At 46.6% G+C, this 19,882-nt stretch carries 18 protein-coding genes and 2 pseudogenes; 18 read left to right on the forward strand and 2 right to left on the reverse strand.

Features of this window, described 5'->3' with window-relative positions; translation table 11 throughout:
* Positions 1-38: 38 nt before the first annotated feature.
* The 12 genes and pseudogenes from ASF12_RS23580 to ASF12_RS23625 all read left to right on the forward strand — a co-directional run bounded on the left by ASF12_RS23580 (position 39) and on the right by ASF12_RS23625 (position 12,129).
* A complete protein-coding gene (locus ASF12_RS23580; protein WP_056040192.1) occupies positions 39-3,662 on the forward strand; it encodes a non-ribosomal peptide synthetase in 3,624 nt (1,207 codons plus the stop codon).
* A gap of 85 nt (positions 3,663-3,747) precedes the next feature.
* Positions 3,748-4,614, forward strand: coding sequence for a 3-hydroxyacyl-CoA dehydrogenase family protein (locus ASF12_RS23585; protein ID WP_056040194.1), 867 nt, complete (start codon positions 3,748-3,750; stop codon positions 4,612-4,614).
* A 93-nt stretch (positions 4,615-4,707) separates the two neighbouring features.
* Positions 4,708-4,977, forward strand: coding sequence for an acyl carrier protein (locus ASF12_RS23590; protein ID WP_046230893.1), 270 nt, complete (start codon positions 4,708-4,710; stop codon positions 4,975-4,977).
* Positions 4,978-4,979: 2 nt separating this feature from the next.
* On the forward strand, positions 4,980-6,152 hold the full coding sequence (locus tag ASF12_RS23595; protein WP_056040196.1) for an acyl-CoA dehydrogenase family protein: 1,173 nt from the start codon (positions 4,980-4,982) through the stop codon (positions 6,150-6,152).
* 14 nt (positions 6,153-6,166) lie between these two features.
* Entirely contained in the window at positions 6,167-7,231 is a 1,065-nt protein-coding gene (locus ASF12_RS23600; protein WP_235533259.1) for an HAD-IIIC family phosphatase, read from the forward strand.
* A gap of 135 nt (positions 7,232-7,366) precedes the next feature.
* On the forward strand, positions 7,367-8,650 hold the full coding sequence (fabD, locus tag ASF12_RS23605; RefSeq protein ID WP_056040200.1) for an ACP S-malonyltransferase: 1,284 nt from the start codon (positions 7,367-7,369) through the stop codon (positions 8,648-8,650).
* A 10-nt stretch (positions 8,651-8,660) separates the two neighbouring features.
* Positions 8,661-9,359: a 4'-phosphopantetheinyl transferase family protein gene (locus ASF12_RS23610; RefSeq protein ID WP_056040202.1), complete on the forward strand. Its 699-nt coding sequence runs from the start codon at positions 8,661-8,663 to the stop codon at positions 9,357-9,359.
* Positions 9,360-9,415: 56 nt separating this feature from the next.
* Positions 9,416-10,174 carry an SDR family oxidoreductase gene (locus ASF12_RS23615; RefSeq protein WP_056040204.1) on the forward strand — a complete coding sequence of 253 codons (759 nt, stop codon included), beginning with the start codon at positions 9,416-9,418 and terminating at the stop codon, positions 10,172-10,174.
* A gap of 45 nt (positions 10,175-10,219) precedes the next feature.
* Positions 10,220-11,206, forward strand: a complete 987-nt coding sequence (locus tag ASF12_RS23620; RefSeq protein ID WP_056040206.1) for a hypothetical protein — start codon at positions 10,220-10,222, stop codon at positions 11,204-11,206.
* A gap of 11 nt (positions 11,207-11,217) precedes the next feature.
* Positions 11,218-11,367, forward strand: coding sequence for an alcohol dehydrogenase catalytic domain-containing protein (locus tag ASF12_RS36660; protein ID WP_442952555.1), 150 nt, complete (start codon positions 11,218-11,220; stop codon positions 11,365-11,367).
* Positions 11,348-11,461 (forward strand): annotated as a pseudogene (locus tag ASF12_RS33945) (zinc-binding dehydrogenase); the annotation flags it as partial. The gene ASF12_RS36660 and the pseudogene ASF12_RS33945, both read left to right, overlap by 20 nt.
* Before the next feature lie 80 nt (positions 11,462-11,541).
* Positions 11,542-12,129 carry a DUF1349 domain-containing protein gene (locus ASF12_RS23625; RefSeq protein ID WP_056040207.1) on the forward strand — a complete coding sequence of 196 codons (588 nt, stop codon included), beginning with the start codon at positions 11,542-11,544 and terminating at the stop codon, positions 12,127-12,129.
* Between the two features lie 99 nt (positions 12,130-12,228).
* Here ASF12_RS23625 and ASF12_RS23630 read toward each other — a convergent pair whose 3' ends face one another.
* A complete protein-coding gene (locus tag ASF12_RS23630; protein ID WP_056040209.1) occupies positions 12,229-13,662 on the reverse strand; it encodes an MFS transporter in 1,434 nt (477 codons plus the stop codon).
* Between the two features lie 128 nt (positions 13,663-13,790).
* Here ASF12_RS23630 and ASF12_RS23635 point away from each other — a divergent pair, with 128 nt between their 5' ends.
* From ASF12_RS23635 to ASF12_RS23665, 6 genes and pseudogenes are all read left to right on the forward strand, one after another.
* Positions 13,791-14,666, forward strand: coding sequence for a LysR family transcriptional regulator (locus tag ASF12_RS23635; RefSeq protein ID WP_327204943.1), 876 nt, complete (start codon positions 13,791-13,793; stop codon positions 14,664-14,666).
* A 241-nt stretch (positions 14,667-14,907) separates the two neighbouring features.
* A complete protein-coding gene (locus ASF12_RS23640) occupies positions 14,908-15,240 on the forward strand; it encodes a DeoR family transcriptional regulator (protein ID WP_081419002.1) in 333 nt (110 codons plus the stop codon).
* Positions 15,197-15,907 (forward strand): annotated as a pseudogene (locus ASF12_RS35880) (MFS transporter). Before ASF12_RS23640 ends, ASF12_RS35880 begins: the two are co-directional and overlap by 44 nt.
* Positions 15,908-16,055: 148 nt before the next feature.
* The gene (locus ASF12_RS23655) at positions 16,056-16,409 is read left to right on the forward strand and encodes a c-type cytochrome (RefSeq protein ID WP_056040216.1); all 354 of its coding nucleotides are present in this window, start codon (positions 16,056-16,058) and stop codon (positions 16,407-16,409) included.
* Between the two features lie 241 nt (positions 16,410-16,650).
* Positions 16,651-17,538 carry a TetR/AcrR family transcriptional regulator gene (locus ASF12_RS23660; protein ID WP_056040218.1) on the forward strand — a complete coding sequence of 296 codons (888 nt, stop codon included), beginning with the start codon at positions 16,651-16,653 and terminating at the stop codon, positions 17,536-17,538.
* A gap of 218 nt (positions 17,539-17,756) precedes the next feature.
* Positions 17,757-18,986 (forward strand): cytochrome P450, encoded by a 1,230-nt coding sequence (locus tag ASF12_RS23665; RefSeq protein ID WP_056040219.1) that lies wholly within the window; start codon positions 17,757-17,759, stop codon positions 18,984-18,986.
* Positions 18,987-19,065: 79 nt separating this feature from the next.
* Here ASF12_RS23665 and ASF12_RS23670 read toward each other — a convergent pair whose 3' ends face one another.
* The gene (locus tag ASF12_RS23670) at positions 19,066-19,722 is read right to left on the reverse strand and encodes a DJ-1/PfpI family protein (protein ID WP_056040222.1); all 657 of its coding nucleotides are present in this window, start codon (positions 19,720-19,722) and stop codon (positions 19,066-19,068) included.
* Between the last annotated feature and the right edge of the window lie 160 nt (positions 19,723-19,882).

Genomic DNA, 19,882 nt, shown 5'->3' on the forward strand with positions numbered 1-19,882 from the left:
CCCCATCAACCATGTAGAAAAGAAGGGAGGGAATGGATATGGATTCCTATTCGGAAAATATGCTGTTGACGAGCGGCAAATGGCAGGAGGAGAGAGAGTATTGGCTTAGCAAGCTTGATCCTTCCGCTGAGCCGAATGCTTTTGAGGGCGACCTCAAGGATGCTGGCTTGCGCCCGGGAGCGGTCGATTTGGTCAAAGGCCCGATTCCGCCTGAATTGACCGAACGGCTGCTGCCCTTATGCAGGTACTCCCAGCAAGGCTTGTATGCGTTTTTGCTTTCAGGTGTACTCTATTTGCTTCATCGATATACGGGGGAACGGATCGTGACCACTGGCATGCCATCCGGACAACAAACGGTAGAAAACACTGCCCCCAACCGGCTGATCGCCCTGCAGGTGCATGTCGATGAAGCATTGCCGTTCAAAGAATATATACAGCAAGTTAGCCAAACGGTGCAGGAGGCAAGGAAGTACAAGCACATTCCCTTCCAAGCTATTATCAGACTGCTTAAGCACAATCCCAAAGCAGCAGTCCCTGCCTTCAAAACGGTCGTTGCCCTGAATACGCTGCATGCTCCTTTATACATGCAGGACTCGAAAGCTGCGGTTACCTTTTATTTCATTATGGAGGGCGATCGCCTGCAGCTGGAGCTGCTCTATGAACGTTCCATGTATTCGCAGCGATATATGGAACGGATGTTTGATCATTTTGTCGGTTTTCTGGAAGAGGTGATTCAGCAAACGGATATTCCGCTGAACCAGATACGCTTGCTTTCACAGGGGGAAATAGAGTCGCTTGAGCGGTTAAATCCGGCGGCTATACGTTATCCAAAGGATAAAACGGTACATGAGCTGTTTGACAGCCAAGCGATGAATACTGCGGATTGGACCGCGCTGCGTTTTGGCAGGATGGAGCTTACTTACGGGGAGCTTAAGGATCGTTCGGACCGGCTCGCTTGCCTGCTTCGCAGCAAGGGCATTGGAAGGCACCGAGTTGCCGCTGTCATGACGAATCGGTCTTTGGAAATGATGATCGCGATTTTGGCGGTGTTGAAGGCTGGGGGCGCCTATTTGCCTATTGATCCGGCTTATCCGCCGGACCGGATTAGGCATATGCTGGCCGATAGCGGCGCAGGCGTCCTGCTTACACAGGATGGATTGATCAGCCATGTTGATTTTCAGGGGGAAACCGTCAATCTCGACGACAATCGGGTATATGGAGAGCTCGATCCTCTGCTTTCAAATGTGAATGACCCGGAGGATGCCGCTTATTTAATCTATACGTCCGGCTCTACTGGCCTGCCGAAAGGGGTGCTGGTTCCGCACAGGGCAGTCGTTAATTTTATAACGGGCATTACAGGCCGAATCCCTGCCTTCACAGAAGGAAAAACCATTGCTGCCGTTACGACGCTCTGCTTCGATATTTTCGTGCTGGAGACACTCCTGCCGCTGACGCAGGGACTAATTGTTGTTATTGCGGGCGAGGAGGAGCAGCATAATCCGGCCATGCTCCAGCGGTGGCTTGCGCACAATCGGATCGAGCTGCTGCAGGCGACGCCTTCCCGGATTCAACTGCTGCTGAACGATAATTCGGCAGAAGCAGGCTTGGAGCAGATAACGACGCTTATGGTAGGCGGGGAAGCCTTCCCCGATGAGCTGCTTCACCAGCTTCGGGAACGGTGCGGCGGGGCAAGCATTTACAATATGTACGGCCCAACAGAGACTACGGTTTGGTCCTCTGTCAAGGATGTGACGAATGCGAGCGGCATAACGCTTGGGGCACCTATCGCCAATACGCAAATGTATATTGTCGACCCGCTTCTGCGTCTGCTGCCGGAAGGCGTGGCTGGAGAGCTTTGTATCGCCGGAGACGGCGTCGCGATGGGCTACTGGAAGCGGGAGGAGCTGACGGCTGACAAATTCGTACCATGTCCTTATGGAAACGGTGGGAAGATGTACCGGACAGGCGATCTGGCACGAAGGCTGCCCGGCGGGGATATTGAATTTCTGGGGCGCATGGATCATCAAGTGAAAATTAGAGGGTTTAGAGTCGAGCTTGGCGAGATCGAATCTGCCCTATTAAGCCTAGAGCAGATTAAAGCGGCTGTGTGCATTGCACAGGAGGATGGTGAAGGAAGCCACATTCTTTGCGCCTACTATGTTTCCACGGCGGCTCTGTTGGCGGAAGGCATAAGAAGCGCAATAGCTTCCCGGCTGCCTGATTATATGCTGCCCTCATTCTATATTCCGCTGAGGGAGCTTCCGTATACACCAAACGGGAAAATAGACCGAAAGCAGCTGCCCAGCCCTTATGAAAGGGTCAGCGGACTATCCATCGGCGAGCCGCCAGCAGATGAGCAGGAGGAGAAGCTGCTCCGCATTTGGAAGGCTGTGCTGGAGGTAGAGACGATTGGCGTAACCGACGACTTCTTTAATGTCGGCGGCCATTCGCTAAAAGCGTTGAAGCTGGAGGTCGAGCTGGAGAAAGCGGGATTTTCCTTCGAAAGCGAGGAGATTTACCGCTACCCGACGATTAGGGGCTTTCTGCGGCGGATGAATGGCGAAGGAGCAGGAGCAGCAATCTTTTCGCCAAAAAGCCGAGCGGCATTTGAATCTGAATCATTTGCTAGTGCGGCATTGCTGACGCTCAAGCATGATGAACGGATCCAACCGTTTAACGATTTATTTTACAAGGAGTGCTTCTATCACTCGCTGTTTCCCATTCTGTCCTACTACCAGCAAAGCCTGCTGCCGATTCTCGCCAATGATACGGTTATCTATCGATATGATGAGGATACGGTTCACTTTCAGGTAGATTACGCAGCGGCAAGGCCAATAGAGCAGCTTTTGCTAGGATTAGGCATTCGGACGGAAACGAGAACGGTCGGACATTCCGTAATCGAGGAGCTCAAGCGAGCTGTCCTCAGCAATAAGCCGGTTATTGTACGAATTGACTGCTACTACGCCTCAAACCGGGCTGAAACGTACAAAAAGCAGCATTGGCCGCATTCATGGCTCGTATTCGGCTTTGATGACAGCAGGCAGATGTTCGGCGTCATAGAGCATGACCATATTGAAAGGCTGACCTATGAGAAAAGATGGGTGAGCTACGAGGATGCGCTGCAGGGGCATCTTGGCTTTATGGACCATTTTGGAAGCGAAATACCTGTTTATTATGAATTTTCAGCTATTCATTCCGATGATGTAGTGCCTCAAACAGATAGCTTAGTAGAAACGACTGCTTCCGCCGCGGCACATCGCCAGCAGCTTCTAGACAGCAGCATGCAGTCGCTGTACAGCTTTCTGGAGAAGGTTAAACAAGCGCTGCGGGATGGGCAACTGATCAAAGATTATGGCGAAAGCTTGCTTGATACGCTTAATCAAATTGTAAATGCCAAGCTCGTAGACCTATATCGCTATGAGAAATTAGCCGGTGGGTATATGGAGCTGCAAGGCGCGGTTGAAGAGAGCCTGGAAGCTTGGAAGCAAATTCGGGCTCTAGTGGCAAAAGCGGTGTTTACCGCCAAATTAAGCGCCAAATCTGCCGTTATGCTGAACCAGCAGCTGGATTCGGCACTCGCGCTGGAACGCGAATACGCGGCAAAGCTTGTGGGCATGCATCCCCAGACGTTTGAGCTGGAAGGTACCCAATCGACTTACTAGACAACATTTTGCTAGCCAGCAGGAAGGCTGTCTTGCTATCTTGCTGGCCGGCTAGCTGGCTAGGGAGCAGACCTATTAAAATCCAATGAAGAAAGAAGTGAAGATCGCTGTGAAAATCGGGGTAATCGGAGCAGGTGTAATGGGAAGAGGGGTTGCCCAAGCGCTCGCCCAATCAGGCTTATCGGTGGTACTTGTAGACATTGAGCAAGCGAAGCTTGAACAGGCCAGGGAGGAAATTGCCACCCAACTGCGATTCCGTGGGCTGTTCGGCTCCTCGGGAAACTTGGAGCCTTCAGAGCAAATTATGGACCGCATTGTGTTTACGACGGAGCATCATAATCTCAGCGACGTCAGCTTTGTCATCGAGAACGCTACGGAAAATTGGGACGTCAAGCGCAGCATTTACGAGCTTATTGATGGCATCTGCCAGCAAGATTGCATTTTTATGATTAACACGTCCTGCATCTCCATTACAAAGCTGGCCGCTGTGACCACACGTGCGCCGCAGGTCATCGGAACTCATTTTATGAATCCGGTGCCAACCAAAAAAACGGTCGAGGTCATTCGCGGTTTTCATACCTCTGAGGAATGTATCCGAGCGGTCGATGGGCTTATGGGCAGCATGGGCAAGGAAATGATCGTCGTTAACGACTATCCGGGCTTTGTATCCAATCGTATTTCCCATTTGTTTATGAATGAAGCTGCTTATGTCGTGCAGGATCAGGTGGCGTCCGCGGAGGAAGTCGATGAAATTTTTAAAAAATGCTACGGACATGCGATGGGGCCGCTCGAAACGGCTGACTTGATCGGTCTGGACACGGTCGTGCATTCCTTGAATGTCCTTTATGAAAGCTATCAGGACTCGAAGTTCCGCTGCTGTCCGCTGCTTAGGAAAATGGTCGACGCGGGGCTGCATGGCCGCAAGAGCGGTCAAGGGTTTTATACGTACTAATGCGTAATCATGCATGCTAATGCCTGTTAATGACTGCTAATGATTGGATTTCGTACTAGATTAACCCGAATCGGGATGAGGAGAGTGCCAATAATGGAAGAAATGAAAGTTAAAATCAAGAAGTTTTTATCGCGGTTTTTCCGCAAGCATGAGCTTGGGGACGATGAGGATATTTTCGCATTAGGATTTGTCAATTCCCTGTTCGCGATGCAGCTGGTTATGTTTCTGGAGAAGGAATTTGCGCTTACTATCGATAGCCGTGACATGGATTTGGACAACTTCCGCACCATTAACCGGATGGTCAGTCTGATTCAAGAGAAAGCAGCGGTTGATCAGCAGTCTTCGCAAGTATCGGGAGGTTAAGGATGAAAATTGAACTGACTCCAGAACAGGAAAATTGGCAAAATGAGTTCAGCGCGTTTGTTGATAGCGAGATGGCGCCGCTAGCTGATCTCAATGACAGCGAGGAGCGTATTCATCCAGATATGCTTAGGAAAATGGCAGAGGCTGGCTATCTGGGATCGATGCTGCCCAAAAAATACGGCGGTATGGAGCTGGACAACGTCACGCTAGGCATTCTTAACGAAGAGGCGGGTCGCGGCTGCTCGTCCGCAAGAAGCTTGTTGACCGTTCACGGAATGGTATCCCTTGCTATATTGCGCTGGGGAACAGAGCAGCAGCAGAGCAACTGGCTGCCGAAGCTTGCAACCGGCAGCACATTGGCAGCATTTGGCCTAACGGAGCCAAACGCCGGCAGCGATGCCAAGAGTATTGAGACAACGGCCGAGTTAGACGGGGACGAATACGTATTGAATGGCCGCAAAAAATGGATTACGATCGCGCAAATTGCCGATCTGTTTCTCATCTTCGCCAAAGTGGGCGGCCAGCCAGCGGCATTCCTCGTTGAGCGGGAGCGAATCGGAGTATCGGTATTGCCCATGTCCGGCCTGCTCGGTGCAAGGGGATCTATGATTGCCGAAGTCGTGCTTTCCGACTGCCGAATTCCGCAAGAAAATTTGCTTGGCAAGCTCGGCATGGGACTGACTCATATCGCGCTGCCTTGTCTCGATTACGGCAGGTACACTATAGCGTGCGGTTGTGTCGGTTTGGCGCAGGCCTGTCTGGAGGCTTCTCTAGAATACGGAAGCACTAGAGTCCAATTTGGACGGCCGCTCCGGGACAATCAATTGATTCAGAAGATGATTGCAGAAATGGCCGTACAGGTGAAGGCGGCTAGAATGCTTTGTTATAAAGTCGGATATTTACGCGATAGCGGCGATCCCGACAGCATTATGGAAACGTGGACGGCCAAATATTTTGCTTCGACTATGCTGGGCAAAATCACCAGCGATACGGTGCAAATTCATGGTGCTAACGGCTGCCATAGCGGCTATCCGGTTGAACGCTATTTCCGCGATGCCAAAATTAATGAAATCATCGAGGGAACGTCGCAGATGCATGAAATGCTGATTGCAGAGCAGCAGTTCGTGACCAGCCGCCGAGCAGGGCGGACAATGGCTCAAACAGCCAATTCATAAGGAGATGAATGCCTGTGGCGTACAATGTTGAGGAGAAGAAGGATACGGCCAAGCGTAAAATCAAATGTGTCGTGTGGGATTTGGATCATACGATTTGGAACGGTATTTTAATGGAGGATACAACCGTTGAGCTGCGAAGCGATATTGTCAACGTCATCAAAACGCTGGATGAGCGAGGCATCCTGCAGTCCATTGCCAGCCGCAATGAGCATGAAGTGGCGACGGAGAAATTGAGAGAGCTCGGGATTGATCATTATTTCATCTACCCTCAAATCAGCTGGAACCGCAAATCTTCTTCGATTAAGACGATCGTCGAATCGATTAATATCGGGATGGATACGATTGCGTTTATCGATGATCAGCCGTTTGAGCGGGAGGAGGTCAGCTTCAACCATCCAGACGTCCTGTGCATAGATGCTGCGGAGACAGAAGGGCTGCTTGAAAGGCCGGAATTTAATCCAACCTTTGTTACTGAGGACTCCCGGAACCGCAGAAGCCTTTACATGAGCGATATCGTACGCAATGAAGTTGAAGCCAGCTTCGATGGCTCACAGGAGGAGTTTCTCGCTTCGCTAAGTATGGTATTTACGGTTTCCTCGGTTGAGGGAGACGATTTGAAGCGGGCGGAGGAGCTGACGGTAAGAACTCATCAGCTGAATGCAACGGGCTACACGTATTCCTATGAGGAATTGGATGCATTCCGCCATTCACCGAACCATAAGCTGTTTATTTCCGAATTGGAGGATAAATACGGCACGTACGGCAAGATCGGCTTAACGCTGCTTGAATGCAAGGATAATATTTGGACGCTGAAGCTGCTGTTAATGTCATGCCGTGTCATGTCCAGAGGCGTAGGCAGCGTCATGCTTCAATACATCGCCAGGATGGCGCATGATGCGGGAGCGGTATTGCGCGCTGAGTTCGTGCCTACTGACCGTAATCGCATGATGCTGCTTACGTATAAATTTGCTGGATTTAAGGAAGTGGAGGAGAGGGACGGACTGCTCATTTTCGAGCATGATGCTGCCCATCTGCAAAGCGCTCCAGACTATCTCACCTTAATCAGCCGTGTTGAATGAATGGATGAATAAACAAAACAGGTTCACGATGAACATCGGCTAGAGGGTATAGCTGAAGCAGGATAGCAGGTTAAGTGGTCGTGCGTGCCTGTTTACGGAAAAAATACGGCTAATATGATATTGGAGGAAGTAATAATGGAAAAAATGGCGTTTCTGTTCCCGGGTCAAGGCTCTCATTTTGTCGGCATGTCGAAAGGTCTTTATGACCAATATACGATCGTGAAGCAAACGTTCGAGGAAGCTAACGATGTGCTTGGCTATGATTTGGCTAAGCTTTGCTTTGAAGGCTCGCTTGCAGAGCTGTCCAAAGCAAAAAATGCCCAGCCTGCCATTCTCGTATCAAGCGTAGCCAGCTTCCGCGTTTATATGCAGGAGATTGGTATTGTTCCGCAATTTCTTGCCGGGCACAGCCTTGGCGAATATGCGGCGTTTACTTGCGCGGGAGCGATTCGTTTTTCCGATGCGGTGAAGCTGCTGCACGAACGGGGAAAAATGACCGACGAGGTTGCGTCAAGCGATGTTGGAGCCATGTCCATTATTGATGGCGTTGAGCGAAAGCTGGTTGTGGATGAGTGCAAAGCGATGGAGCAGGAGGGCCGTCAGGTTTGGGTGTCCTGCTATAATACGCCGAATCAAACCGCGATTTCCGGGGAAAGCGATGCGGTTATGGAACTAGAGGATAGGCTCGCGAATCATGGCGGGCTGGCAACGCCGCTGCTTGCGAGTGCACCGTTCCACTGCAGCTTCATGCAGCCGATGGCTGACCAATTATTGGACAAATTGTCCGGGCTGGAGTACGGTTTTTTCAAATATCCGGTCATTACGAACCGCAATGCCGAGCCGATGGCACATTCGGAGAAAGTAGCGCAAAATCTTGCGCTGCATTTAACTAGCCCGGTACAATGGGAACGTACGATGCAATATTTTAAACATAAAGGCGTTACACTTACGGTTGAAATGGGACCTAAAAATGTATTAACCAATATGGTGAAGGCGAACGTGGATGGAATTGAAGCACTCTGCTATGGCACGAAGGAGGATCGCAAAAAAATCGAGCAAATTTTAGCCGCTTATCCGGGTCTAAGAAAGCATATCCCGACGATTATTACGCGAAGCCTGGCTGTCGCAGTAGCTACCCTTAACCAAAACTGGGATAATGAGGAGTACCAGGAGAAGGTTGTGAAGTCGTACCGCAAAATTCAGGAGATCCAGGATCGTCTTGAGGAGACAGGGGAGAAGCCAGCTTTGGAACAAATGAGAACAGCGCTCGATTTGCTGAAAATCATTTTGGATACGAAGAAGGTTTCGGTAGAAGAGCAGACACGCTGGTTCCATCAAATTATTGACGAGACGGGCATGTATTATGAATTAAACGACTATCTTGCTCCTTCACGTCTAGCAGAAAAAATTTCCCGATAGGAGTTTATCCATGATTGAGGTTTATATGCTGCGGCTGGATGAGAGGAAAGCTGCGGCGCTTTACCCCGTTATGCTGAAATACGTTTCAGAAAGCAAGCGGGAAGCTGTCCGCCGCTTTCGCCGGCCGATTGACGCTTATCGATCGCTGACGGGTGAGATTTTGGCCCGTCTTGCGATTTGCAAGCGGTGGCAGCTGTCGAATAATGAGCTTTCTTTCTGCAAAAATGAGTTTGGCAAGCCGCTGCTAGATAACGCTACCATTGACTGCGAGTTTAATGTGTCACATTCCGGAGACTGGGTAGTCTGCGCCTTCGGCGACTGCCCGGTCGGAATTGATGTTGAGCTCATGAAGCCGCAAGACTTGTCGATTGCAGAGCGGTTCTTCGCTCCGGTTGAATATGAGATGCTGATGAGTTTGGCTGGAAGCCGCCAGCTCACGTATTTTTACCAGCTGTGGACGTTAAAGGAAAGCTATATCAAGGCAGTAGGCAAAGGAATGTCGATTCCGCTTGACTCCTTCTCTTTCTTAATCAAGGAGGACGGTGAAGTGGCGGCAAGCCTTGAAGCAGGGGCGTCTGCCGCTTATTTTATGCAAACCTTTGCAGATGATGATCATGCGCTGGCACTATGCACCTTCCAGCAGACGGAGCCCATCTTTAAAGAACTGGATTATGAGGAGCTGGAAAGCCTGCTTTCCATGCTCCAATAATCATTAACAGCTAGCTGCATAAAGGAATATAACCTTGCTTGGAGGAGATAGAGCTGATGCTGATGAAAGACCGTACCATTGTCGTATCAGGCGTTGCTAATGAGAAAAGTTTAGCGTGGGGAGTTGCTAAATCGCTTCATCGAGAAGGAGCAAGGCTTGTGTTTACTTACCGAAAGGATAAGTCTTTGCGTAAACTGACGAAGCTGCTTCAGGAGCACGGAATAGAGGCGGCAGCTGTTGTTCCATGCGATATACTGAATGATGCGAGCATTGAAGAGGCATTCAGCACCATTGGAGAACAGGTCGGGACGATTCATGGTCTCGTGCATTCTATCGCCTATGCGGATCAACTTCAAGGAGAATATATCGACACGACGAGAGAAGGCTACCTGCTGGCGCAAAACGCCAGCAGCTTTTCATTAGTGGCAATGGCTAAGCAGGCCCGCGGCCTAATGAAAGAGGGAGGCGCCATTGTGACGCAAACCTACATAGGATCTGGTCGTGTCGTGAAAAATTATAATGTCATGGGCGTTGCGAAGGCCGCGCTCGAAGCGAGCGTGCGCTACTTGGCTGAGGATTTAGGCAAGCATGGCATTCGTGTAAATGCCGTCTCGGCTGGACCGGTGCTCACATCGGCAGCTTCAGCGATTGCTGATTTTCAAGATAAGCTGACGGCCATGGAGCAGCAGGCGCCGCTTCGGCGCAATATTGACCAGAATGAAATAGGAGATGCGGCGATGTTTTTGCTAAGCGTCCTATCAAGAGGGGTTACAGGTGAAGTTCTCCATGTCGATGCAGGCTGCCATATTTTTTAGGGCAGCAGTCTGAAAGGGCCATTACACAGCGGATGGAGGCAGGTCATGTCAAGAAAAGCGCTTTACCTTCAGGAACCGGAAGTTAGCACGTACACCCCATACGGAATCTTGTTTTCCATCATAAGCGAACCGTTATGGCGGTGGGTATTCAATAACTTTATTCAAATCAGATATGCTTATTTATGGGAAATGTTCGCTTTTGACAATCACCATATCCTGCTCAAAATCTGTCCTGGCCTATCCTATAATCAGCTTCCTCAGGAAATAGTCATTGCCAAATGGGGAAAATCATTAAAGGATGTCATTATCGAGTCGATAGATCTTGGCTATTATGTACATATTTTCGTAGACCGGTATTATATATCCTTGACAGATTCGTACAAAAATGGTCATCATATGCATGAGCTATTAATTTACGGATATGATTTGGACAAGGATATGGCGCTTGTCGCAGACAACTTTGTGGAGCAGTTTATAAAGGCGGAATGCCCTTTTTCGGAGTTGGAGGAGGGTTATTGGTGTGCGTCCGATAAATACGATTTCTATACAGAAATTCGCTTTTTGAAGCGCAACACGGACTTTGAATGCCATATTAATATGGAACAAATTGCTGCTGGCATGCAAAATTATTTATACTCCAAACCTACGTTTGATTTGGTGGTGGAGCAGCCGTTCGAATTCGGATTTCAAGCGCTGCAGCGGCTTCTTACAGATCCACAGAATATGGATACCTCATCAGCTGAATATAGAAGATTTGACCTGCGTGCGTATCACCTGCTGTATGAGCACAAACTTTTAATGGAAAAGCGCCTTGCCTATTTAATGGATCATGGGCATATGCTATACGACCAGCGATTGCTAGACACTAGCGTGGATTTAAAGCAGCGGTACTTGTCCATGCGAAATTTAGTGATTAAATACAGATTTAAAGAGGACGAGAAGCTGTCCTGCAGCATCTACGCTAAGCTGCAGGACAATCTGGGGCGGGAGGAAGCCTTTATTTTAAGCTGTTTGGAGAAGATGAAAGCTTAGGCTATACCCCTATCAAAAAATGCTCAAGGCATCGACCTTGGCGTTTCCCGCGTATTATTGGCGCTGATTTCTCTGGTATCATAACCGAATGCGGATCGCAGGTGAAGAACTTCAAAGTAGGAGACGAGGTGCGAGCAGGGGAGTGTCATACCTGTCATTGAGCATGTTTTTCCACTTGCTCAAATAGCTGATGCTCATATACTGATTGAAGCTCATAAGGTACGAGGAAAAATTGTAATTAATAATGGAGACTAGCAAACCTCGTAGATTCAGGTCATACTATTTTTGAGGAGCATAGTCTCAAACCGATTTTTATGAATAAGGAGACCTATACAATGAAATATGAATTACAACATACATTTTGGCTTAATGAACCGAAAAAGTATGCCGTCGAACCTTATAAGGTTACAATTACAACGGAGCCGGGAACCGATTTTTGGCAGCGAACCTATTACGGTTTTCAAAATGATTCCGCCCCCGCTTTATTGCTGAAAACAGTCGAGCCTTACTTTTCATTTGTTGTGAAGACGGAGTTTAACAGTAAACATCGTTATGACCAGTGCGGCGTTATCCTTTATCAGAACAGCGAAAACTGGTTTAAAGCGTCTATTGAATTTGAAAATGATGAATATCAACGGTTAGGAAGTGTCGTTACCAACCATGGGTTTTCGGATTGGGCGACAACGGACATCCCGGCAAATGTAAAGACGATGTACTACCGATTAAGCCGTCGTGAAAGTGATTATTGTATTGAAAATTCCTATGACGGAATCACTTATAAACAAATGCGTATCTTTCATATGTTCGAAGGCGGAGCAGAAATTCAATTTGGCGTATATGCCTGCAGTCCGGAGCAATCTTCTTTTGAGGCTGTTTTTAGCGAGCTTGAAATGACAGAATGCATGTGGAAGACGCATCAATAAAAGGGATAAAATTGCGGTACTTACTTGAAAAATGCCCCGAAATCCATAAGGATTCCGGGGCATTTTTGATGATTCGGACAAGCTTTTTTCAGTGCTCGTTTATATCAATTTGCGGGATAAGCTGGTTACCAACAAGACAACAGAAAGTCCAGCTGTTATAAGCCCAATGGTGTGCAGTCCGCTTGATGTAATCGCACCGCCGAAGGTAAGTCCCAGCAAGCTGGTGGATAAGATGCTCCCGATTGAACGAAATGTGACATATAAGCCGGAAGCAGCTCCGGTCTCTTGCGCTGGAGTTACAACGTATAAAGCAGTTTGCAGCCCCATATTGTTGAACCCATTAGGAATGCCAAGCATTGCATTAATCAGAACAATTATAAGGATAGAGCTGTTATCGCCCAAAAGCAGCAGAAGCAACGTACTGAGTACAAGAAGACCATTGCCAGCGATAATCGTTGTACGGTAGCCGAAACGCTTGTTGCACTTGACTGCCACGGAAGTCATGATTATACCTAGTCCAGCTAATGGCAGCATTAGCAAGCCGGTGGTTTTCGGATCAAAGCCTTTCACTTGACTGAGCCATAGCGGGATACAGAAGAATAGGGAATAGAATACAATATTCACTCCAATATACTGAAAATACACAGACCGCAATCGGCGGTTGGAAGTGAGCATCTGTAAGTTAAGAAACGGATTGGCTGCCCGCTTCTCCCATATCACAAGTGCAAGCATGGATATGATTGCGCAGCCAAGAAGCCACCATGACATTCCTTTTGACAAGGACAACAGAAACAACATTAGAGTAGTAAGCATGATCATAAAGAGAGTGATTCCCGGAATATCGATACGTGACCAAATGTTTGGTGTGGAGGCCGGGAAGGCATCTTCGCTGCTTGCTGCTTGCCGGTCTTGGTCTTTGGGCAGCCATAGTCGAGCAATAAATAATGTAGCCAATGCAATGGGAATGTTGATCCAGAAAATAGACGGCCAACCGACAGAACCGACAAGAATGCCTCCAAGTGTAGGGCCGAATGCAGCCATGACGTTAGCCATAATGGAGACAAGGGCTAACGCCGAGGAAATCCGGTCTGGATGATCCTGCTCATTGTGCTTTGCTGCGGTCGAGCGTAGCATGGACATGCCAGCAGGGAAAGCAACGGCACTGCCAAGTGCTTGCATCATTCTCAGCGCCAATAGCATGCCGAAATTTGATATCCATATTGCCAGCAGGCTGCTGATTACAACGAGTATAAGTCCACTCATGAAAATTTTTTTGGCTCCAAACAGATCGGATAGCTTGCCTGCAAGGGAGGGACCGACAGCTCCGGCTAAGTAAAAACCGGAAAGCAGCCAGGTGACCGTCGCCAAATTGACCTGAAACGCATTGCCAATCTGCAAAAGAGCAACGGCAATCATCGATGAATTAAGCGGATTGAGAAGTACGCCAAGCGCGACAACCCATGTAACCTTGCGGAGCATCTTATCTGGATTTTCAGTTGATCGTGAAGTGGGAAAAGCTAATTGCTGTGCCATGGGCGACCTCCAAAGTGCATTAGAATATTCCCAGTATAAATCAATATATTCATTATTAAAAATATATAAATTATTATATAATCATAATTAATTTTATATGAGTGAAAGGAGGGATGAGTGTGGATTTGATGCATCTCAAATATTTTCAAACCGTTGCCCGCACAGAACATATGACAAAAGCGGCTAATCATTTAAATATGGCCCAGCCGGCACTCAGTATGATCATATCACGATTGGAGGATGATTTAGGTGTTGCTTTATTTGATCGGGTAGGCAGGAAAATTCGCCTCAATGAACAGGGCACGGCCTATTTAAAGAGAGTCAACATCGCCTTGGCCAGCTTGGAAGAGGGAAGAAGAGAAGTTACGGCGTTAGCTCATCGGGAGCAAAATAGAATTTCCCTTGCTGTTACTACGCTAAATCGGTTATCTAACGTGCTTTCTCCTTATTTAGCTCAATATCCAGACGCTAATTTTAGAATTACCCAGGCATCAACAGAGCAGGATAAAATGCTGCTGCTGGAACGCAATGAGATTGATTTTTTTCTCACAACCGAATTAATTAGCCGTGATGATATTAAACATGTTCCGCTAATTACGGAGAAGATCATGATTGCGGTGCCGCAAACGCATCGATTGGCAGGTGCTGTACGGATTTCACTCCATGAAGTAGCCCAGGAAGATTTTATTTCCCTCAAACAGGGATATTCCTTTAGAGAATTAATGGATGCCTGTTGCAAGGAAGCGGGTTTCATTCCTCGCACGATATGTGAAGGCGATGAACCAGCAGCCATTGCCAGTCTCATTCGTTCAGGATTAGGGATTGCCTTCCAGCCGGCAGGCTCTCGTGAAGAGTATTCCGACCTAACCTACATTGAAATTGAAAAACCATCATGCCAATTAACCTTTTATTTGGCATGGATGAAGGATCGGTACTTATCGCTTGCAGCGATAAACTTTCGTGAATATATCATTCAACATTTTAAAACCATGGCTTCTCAATGAGAGATACGAAGCAAGCTGAAAATCATGAAGCATTGTAGGTGGCGGCATACCGCCATATAACGAGATACCAGTGATATCAATGGCTGTACAGGCAATCAAACCTGTGCAGCCATTTTTTTAATCGAAAAAATGATGCATAAAAGAAGATAAGTGATTGAAAATACTTAATATATGATGTAAAACGCCTTATATAGTTGTTTGCGAGTGAACGCTCATCAGCAGGAATTTAGGGGGGATTGGCATGTTTCAAGAGGAGCGGTTAAACGCTATTATTGAGCATTTAAATCAGCATCAGCGAATCGATATTAAAGATATTTGTCAGCAATTCAATGTGTCACGCGATACCGCTCGCAGAGATTTATTAAAGATGGAGGAGTCTGGTCTCATCATCCGTACACATGGTGGAGCTATGCTGCCAGCAAAAGAAAAAGCGATTTATGAATATAAAGAGCGTCTGGTCAGAGAATCGGATGAGAAACGTGAGATCGGACATTTTGCTGCTTGCTGCATTAAACGGTTTTGCTTTTGGAATGACTCAAACGGTTATAGGGACGTTTCTGTTGGAATCATCTAATAATGGGGCTGTGATGATGAGTCGGCTAGAGGTTGCGTTTGGATTCGGAGCTTTGCTTAAGCCCGTCATGTCGGGCTTATTAATAGCCAACGTTTCCTGGATATGGTCATTTGCTATCGTTATTGTGTTCGCCATAATAAACCTCATTCTTTGGAGCAAGAAGCCTGACAGCCCTAAATCACAGCAAACCCCAGCCCTACATGCTGAAGCACTCGATCAAACGGGCAAATAGCGATTTGCTATTTTAAAATATGCCTTTTTAATTTGCTTCGTATTTTTGTATGTCGGCATTGAAACCAGCTTAGTTAATTTTCTGCCGTCCATATTCGTTCAGCAATATCATTTGGATACTTCAGCAGCCACGCTTTCGGTTACCTTTTTTTGGATCGCCATGGTTGTTGGGCGAATTTTTTCCGGAGCAATTGCCGAGAAGTTCAACTATAACAGGTTTCTGGTCACTAGCACTTTAGGTGTCATTTTATTTCTTGTTGGTATGGCTCTAGTCAAAAATACGATCCTTGCGTTTATTATTGTTTTAATGCTTGGGCTATGTTTGTCTGGTATTTTTGCAGTCGTACTCGTCTTTGCCTTGCTGATGCTTGTTTTTTTACATCAAAATCGAAAAAGACATTCTTATTTGGAAATAAAAGAGTCCGATCTTGTCTGATGATAAGATTCGACTCTTTTTATTTTTCACCGATCAAATGTTGTGAAACCTCCATATTTCAGAGGCTGAAATAGCTATAAGTAGTCATTTTAAAAATTCGATGATTCGTTATGATAGCAGTTGAAACGGAATGAGGAGGAGGAGTGAAATGATTAGAAGGCTCAGATACGGTGCAGTGATAGGCGTCATTATAGGAGCTTTGATTGTGTCGGCATGTGGCCAATCAACCACTGGATTCAACACGAAGAACAACAATATTGAAGGAGAAAGGGTTCAAAATAGCGATGCAGAGACCCTCTACATGAAAAAATGCGTGACTTGTCATGGCACGGACTTGCAGGGCAGGGCGGGTCCGAACCTGCAAAGCGTTGGCAGCACATTAACGCAGGAAGAGATTGCTCGGATTGTCACGGACGGCCGAAAAGGTATGCCGAAGTTCGGAACAAAACTATCCGAAGCGGAAATTCAAAGCATTTCTAAATGGTTGTCGGAGCACAAATAATCAGCTCGGGTGAGTCCGGAAAAATTTCATTTAAAAGGCGGTCATTTTATTGAAGATCAATAAAAGAGCCAGATTTCACATAATGCAGCAGCAACGGTAGAAGAACAACCGTATGATGGGAGTAATTGGGGCTCCGTTTTCCAATGACTCGAATGAGCCTTTTGTAACTCTGTTTTCTTTCCCCACTTGGGTGATACAATCACTTTATACATCTGAATGCAAAAGAATCCAGGGGGAGCTTATGAATAAACGTAAAAAACGATTGTTGGATACAGCACTTGTGCTATTTGAGGAATATGGTGTAGCAAATACTTCGATTCAAATGATTTTGGACCAATCAGGCGTATCCAAAGGCACCTTTTACAAATTTTTCGGTTCCAAGGACGATTGTATCCTGGCGATTTTGGAACAACGTACACAGGAAGATATGATACTTCGAAAAGATCTGGAATCCTTGAGCTATGCCTCGGATTTCGACTTGCTCGTGGATCAACTTGTGGTTCCGATTACGATCCCGGAAAAGCAGCGTGTTCTTGAATTATTTTGGACAGGCTTATATTCAGGGGAGTTGGATTTGCAGCATCTGACTCGAATCCAGTTGGACTGGCTATCGGGACGGCTGACCCAAATATATGGAGAAGAATTAAAAGCCTATACCTTTGAAGGAGCCATTTTTTGTTTAGGCATGATCCATCAAATTTCCAATACATGGCGGAACTTCCGCCTCGAACAGCCGGATTGGAAAAATCTCGTACCCAAGTTGTTGAATTATGTCGAAATTTTGTTGAGAGCCATGCTAGAGAGGCATGAACATATGATTGATTCTGACAACCTTGCATTGATCAACCCCTTGTCCAAACCAATCGTGCTGGATAAAGCCAGCCTAGTGGCTGAGCTTCAAACGTTCAGTCATTCCATTCATCAAGTGGAAGCAACCACCAAAGCTCAAGAACTTACAAAAGGACTTCTGTCGTTGGTTATAGATGCTGAGCTCAATATATCGATGTTGGAAGTAGTATTAAAAGCCTTTCAAATCGAATTTGAGTCCAGCGTCTATCAGAATGAAGCTAGAAAGATTGCCAATGAATGCTGGTGGTATATAGAGCAAAACAGACCACATTCGAAATGAGCTAAACGGATTAAACACAAAATTGAACTAGTCGTATAAAATAGATGCCTAAATACAGAGAATTCCCAAATAGTTCTTACGAATTATTCCAATAAAATGAACGAGTGGTATAATTATTATGTGATGTATTGAAGTGCTAAACAAGGCGTCTGAAAAATGGAATAATGAGTATGCTCTAGTTTGTGAATTTATGTAATTAATCTGGAGGTGGCATCTTTATGTACAAAGAAGTGATTGCGGTTCATGAAATTTCGCGGTTTCAGTCAAGATCGGAAGAATTTTTTCCACTCGAATGGTATCGGAAAATGCTGTCCGAACACCCTGTATATTATCATGAAGGCACTGACACTTGGAATGTCTTCAGGTATGACGATGTCAAGATGGTACTGAGCAAGCATGAGTATTTCTCAAGCGAAGGGTCTAGAACTACGGTTTTAGTTGGAGCGAAGAACAAGGAGGGGACGCCTCCGGATAAACTGAATGTTTCAAGCATAGACCCTCCGCGCCATCTCAAGAGCCGCTCCTTGTTATCCGCAGCTTTTACACCCCGCAGCTTAAAAAACTGGGAGCCTCGCATTAACAACATCGCAAAGCGGCTGGTAGAGGACATTGAACCAAATACGACGATTGATATCGTTCAGGCACTGGCAACTCCGCTGCCCGCAATGGTTATGGCTGATTTGCTGGGCATTCCTCTTACGGACAGCACCCTTTTTAAAGGATGGGTAGACATTTTGTTCCAGCCGGCCGGCGAGGAGAACGCAGAAGAGATTGAATTGAAAAAACAGGCAGCCGCACAGGAATATTATCAATTTTTATACCCTATGGTCGTTCATAAGCGGACACATCCTGGCGATGATATTATTTCGGATCTATTGAATGTAGAGGTAGACGGGGAAAGATTCACCGAAGACGAAGTGGTACGGACATCGATGCTTTTGCTCGGAGCAGGGATAGAAACTACGAGCCATACGATTTCCAGCATGTTCTATTCTTTTTTGCATGAAGGAAAATCGTTGTATGAGCAATTAAGAAAAGATCCGAATCTGGCTCCTCAAGCTGTTGAGGAAATGCTGCGTTATCGATTCCACTGCTCCAAACGACATCGTACGGTTAAGCAGGATAACAATCTATTAGGGGTCGATTTGAAAAAAGGCGACGTTGTCATCTCGTGGATGAGCGCGGCGAATATGGACGAGCGCATGTTTGAAAATCCGTTTGAGCTCAATATTCATCGTGCCAATAACAAAAAGCATTTAACCTTTGGCAATGGCCCTCACTTTTGTCTAGGTGCGCCTTTGGCAAGGATGGAGCTGAACATTGCCTTGAAGGCATTTGTGGAGAAGGTTTCTGGTATTGAAGCTGTTGAATCCTTTGACCTGGAGCATCACCTTACAACTTCCGCTGTAGGACAGTCGTTAACCCATTTGCCGATGAAGATCCTCTAAAGATAAAAGAGACCCAGCCAGGAACATGGCTGAGTCTCTTTTGTCTTTTTTAAAAAAAGGCTGTCGAATGGTTTGTGATTTACACATTAGGCTCCCGTTCTGCAAACTCTTGTAACATCCCTTTTATTTGTGCGACCAATACAGCGGGCGCTTTCTTTGGTGAACCTGTGTCAAATGGAGGTTGAGGATCGTATTCTAAGATCAACTGTACGGCTTTGCCTGTATCCTCTCCCAATTCCCATGCTATTAATTGGAGCGCCATATCGATACCAGAGGAAACACCAGCTGCAGTAACCATTTTACCCTGACGAACGACTCTCTCATCTGTAGGTATGGCTCCAAGGGATTGGAGCAGATCGAAGGAGCCCCAATGAGTGGTGGCTACGATTCCATTTAGCAAGCCTGCTGCACTCAATATCAATGAGCCGTTGCAAACCGACGTAGTCCATTTCGTAGTTTCATGTATTTGGCGAATCCAATTTAACGTTTCTTCATCATTCATTGGCGTTTTATAATTTGGCGGACTACAGCCTGGAACAACAAGAATATCAGCTGAGGTAACTTCAGAAAAGCTGTAATCGGCATGCAAATACCCCATATTCGAGTCCAGTTTGATTAAACCTTTTCTCTTAGCGACAAACTTCACTTCACATTTCAGTGTAGCGGCGAACACATCGTAAGGACCAATTGCATCTAATGCTGTGATCCCATCAAAAAGCATAATTGCGATTTTCATGATGATCGATGATCTCTCCTTTAATCTGGTATTTTATTTTCACAAAATGATTTTAACATACCTATACGGGGTATAGGTATGTAGAAGTGTGTATATTGTGAGAACCTTTCTAAGGCTGTCATCGAATTGAAAGCAGCCATCCCCTAAGGAACGGCTGCCT

The sequence above is a fragment of the Paenibacillus sp. Leaf72 genome, assembly GCF_001422685.1.
In the GTDB taxonomy this organism is placed as follows: Bacteria; Bacillota; Bacilli; order Paenibacillales; family Paenibacillaceae; genus Pristimantibacillus.

Excerpts from the sequence above, each read along its gene's own strand:
- ASF12_RS23630 (WP_056040209.1), bottom strand. The coding sequence starts at position 13,662 with ATGGCACAGCAATTAGCTTTTCCCACTTCACGATCAACTGAAAATCCA.
- ASF12_RS23620 (WP_056040206.1), top strand. The coding sequence starts at position 10,220 with ATGTCAAGAAAAGCGCTTTACCTTCAGGAACCGGAAGTTAGCACGTAC.
- ASF12_RS23595 (WP_056040196.1), top strand. The coding sequence starts at position 4,980 with ATGAAAATTGAACTGACTCCAGAACAGGAAAATTGGCAAAATGAGTTC.
- ASF12_RS23615 (WP_056040204.1), top strand. The coding sequence starts at position 9,416 with ATGCTGATGAAAGACCGTACCATTGTCGTATCAGGCGTTGCTAATGAG.
- ASF12_RS23635 (WP_327204943.1), top strand. The coding sequence starts at position 13,791 with ATGCATCTCAAATATTTTCAAACCGTTGCCCGCACAGAACATATGACA.
- ASF12_RS23655 (WP_056040216.1), top strand. The coding sequence starts at position 16,056 with ATGATTAGAAGGCTCAGATACGGTGCAGTGATAGGCGTCATTATAGGA.
- ASF12_RS23660 (WP_056040218.1), top strand. The coding sequence starts at position 16,651 with ATGAATAAACGTAAAAAACGATTGTTGGATACAGCACTTGTGCTATTT.
- ASF12_RS23590 (WP_046230893.1), top strand. The coding sequence starts at position 4,708 with ATGGAAGAAATGAAAGTTAAAATCAAGAAGTTTTTATCGCGGTTTTTC.
- fabD (WP_056040200.1), top strand. The coding sequence starts at position 7,367 with ATGGAAAAAATGGCGTTTCTGTTCCCGGGTCAAGGCTCTCATTTTGTC.
- ASF12_RS23585 (WP_056040194.1), top strand. The coding sequence starts at position 3,748 with ATGAAGAAAGAAGTGAAGATCGCTGTGAAAATCGGGGTAATCGGAGCA.
- ASF12_RS23665 (WP_056040219.1), top strand. The coding sequence starts at position 17,757 with ATGTACAAAGAAGTGATTGCGGTTCATGAAATTTCGCGGTTTCAGTCA.
- ASF12_RS23670 (WP_056040222.1), bottom strand. The coding sequence starts at position 19,722 with ATGAAAATCGCAATTATGCTTTTTGATGGGATCACAGCATTAGATGCA.
- ASF12_RS23580 (WP_056040192.1), top strand. The coding sequence starts at position 39 with ATGGATTCCTATTCGGAAAATATGCTGTTGACGAGCGGCAAATGGCAG.
- ASF12_RS23610 (WP_056040202.1), top strand. The coding sequence starts at position 8,661 with ATGATTGAGGTTTATATGCTGCGGCTGGATGAGAGGAAAGCTGCGGCG.
- ASF12_RS23640 (WP_081419002.1), top strand. The coding sequence starts at position 14,908 with ATGTTTCAAGAGGAGCGGTTAAACGCTATTATTGAGCATTTAAATCAG.
- ASF12_RS23625 (WP_056040207.1), top strand. The coding sequence starts at position 11,542 with ATGAAATATGAATTACAACATACATTTTGGCTTAATGAACCGAAAAAG.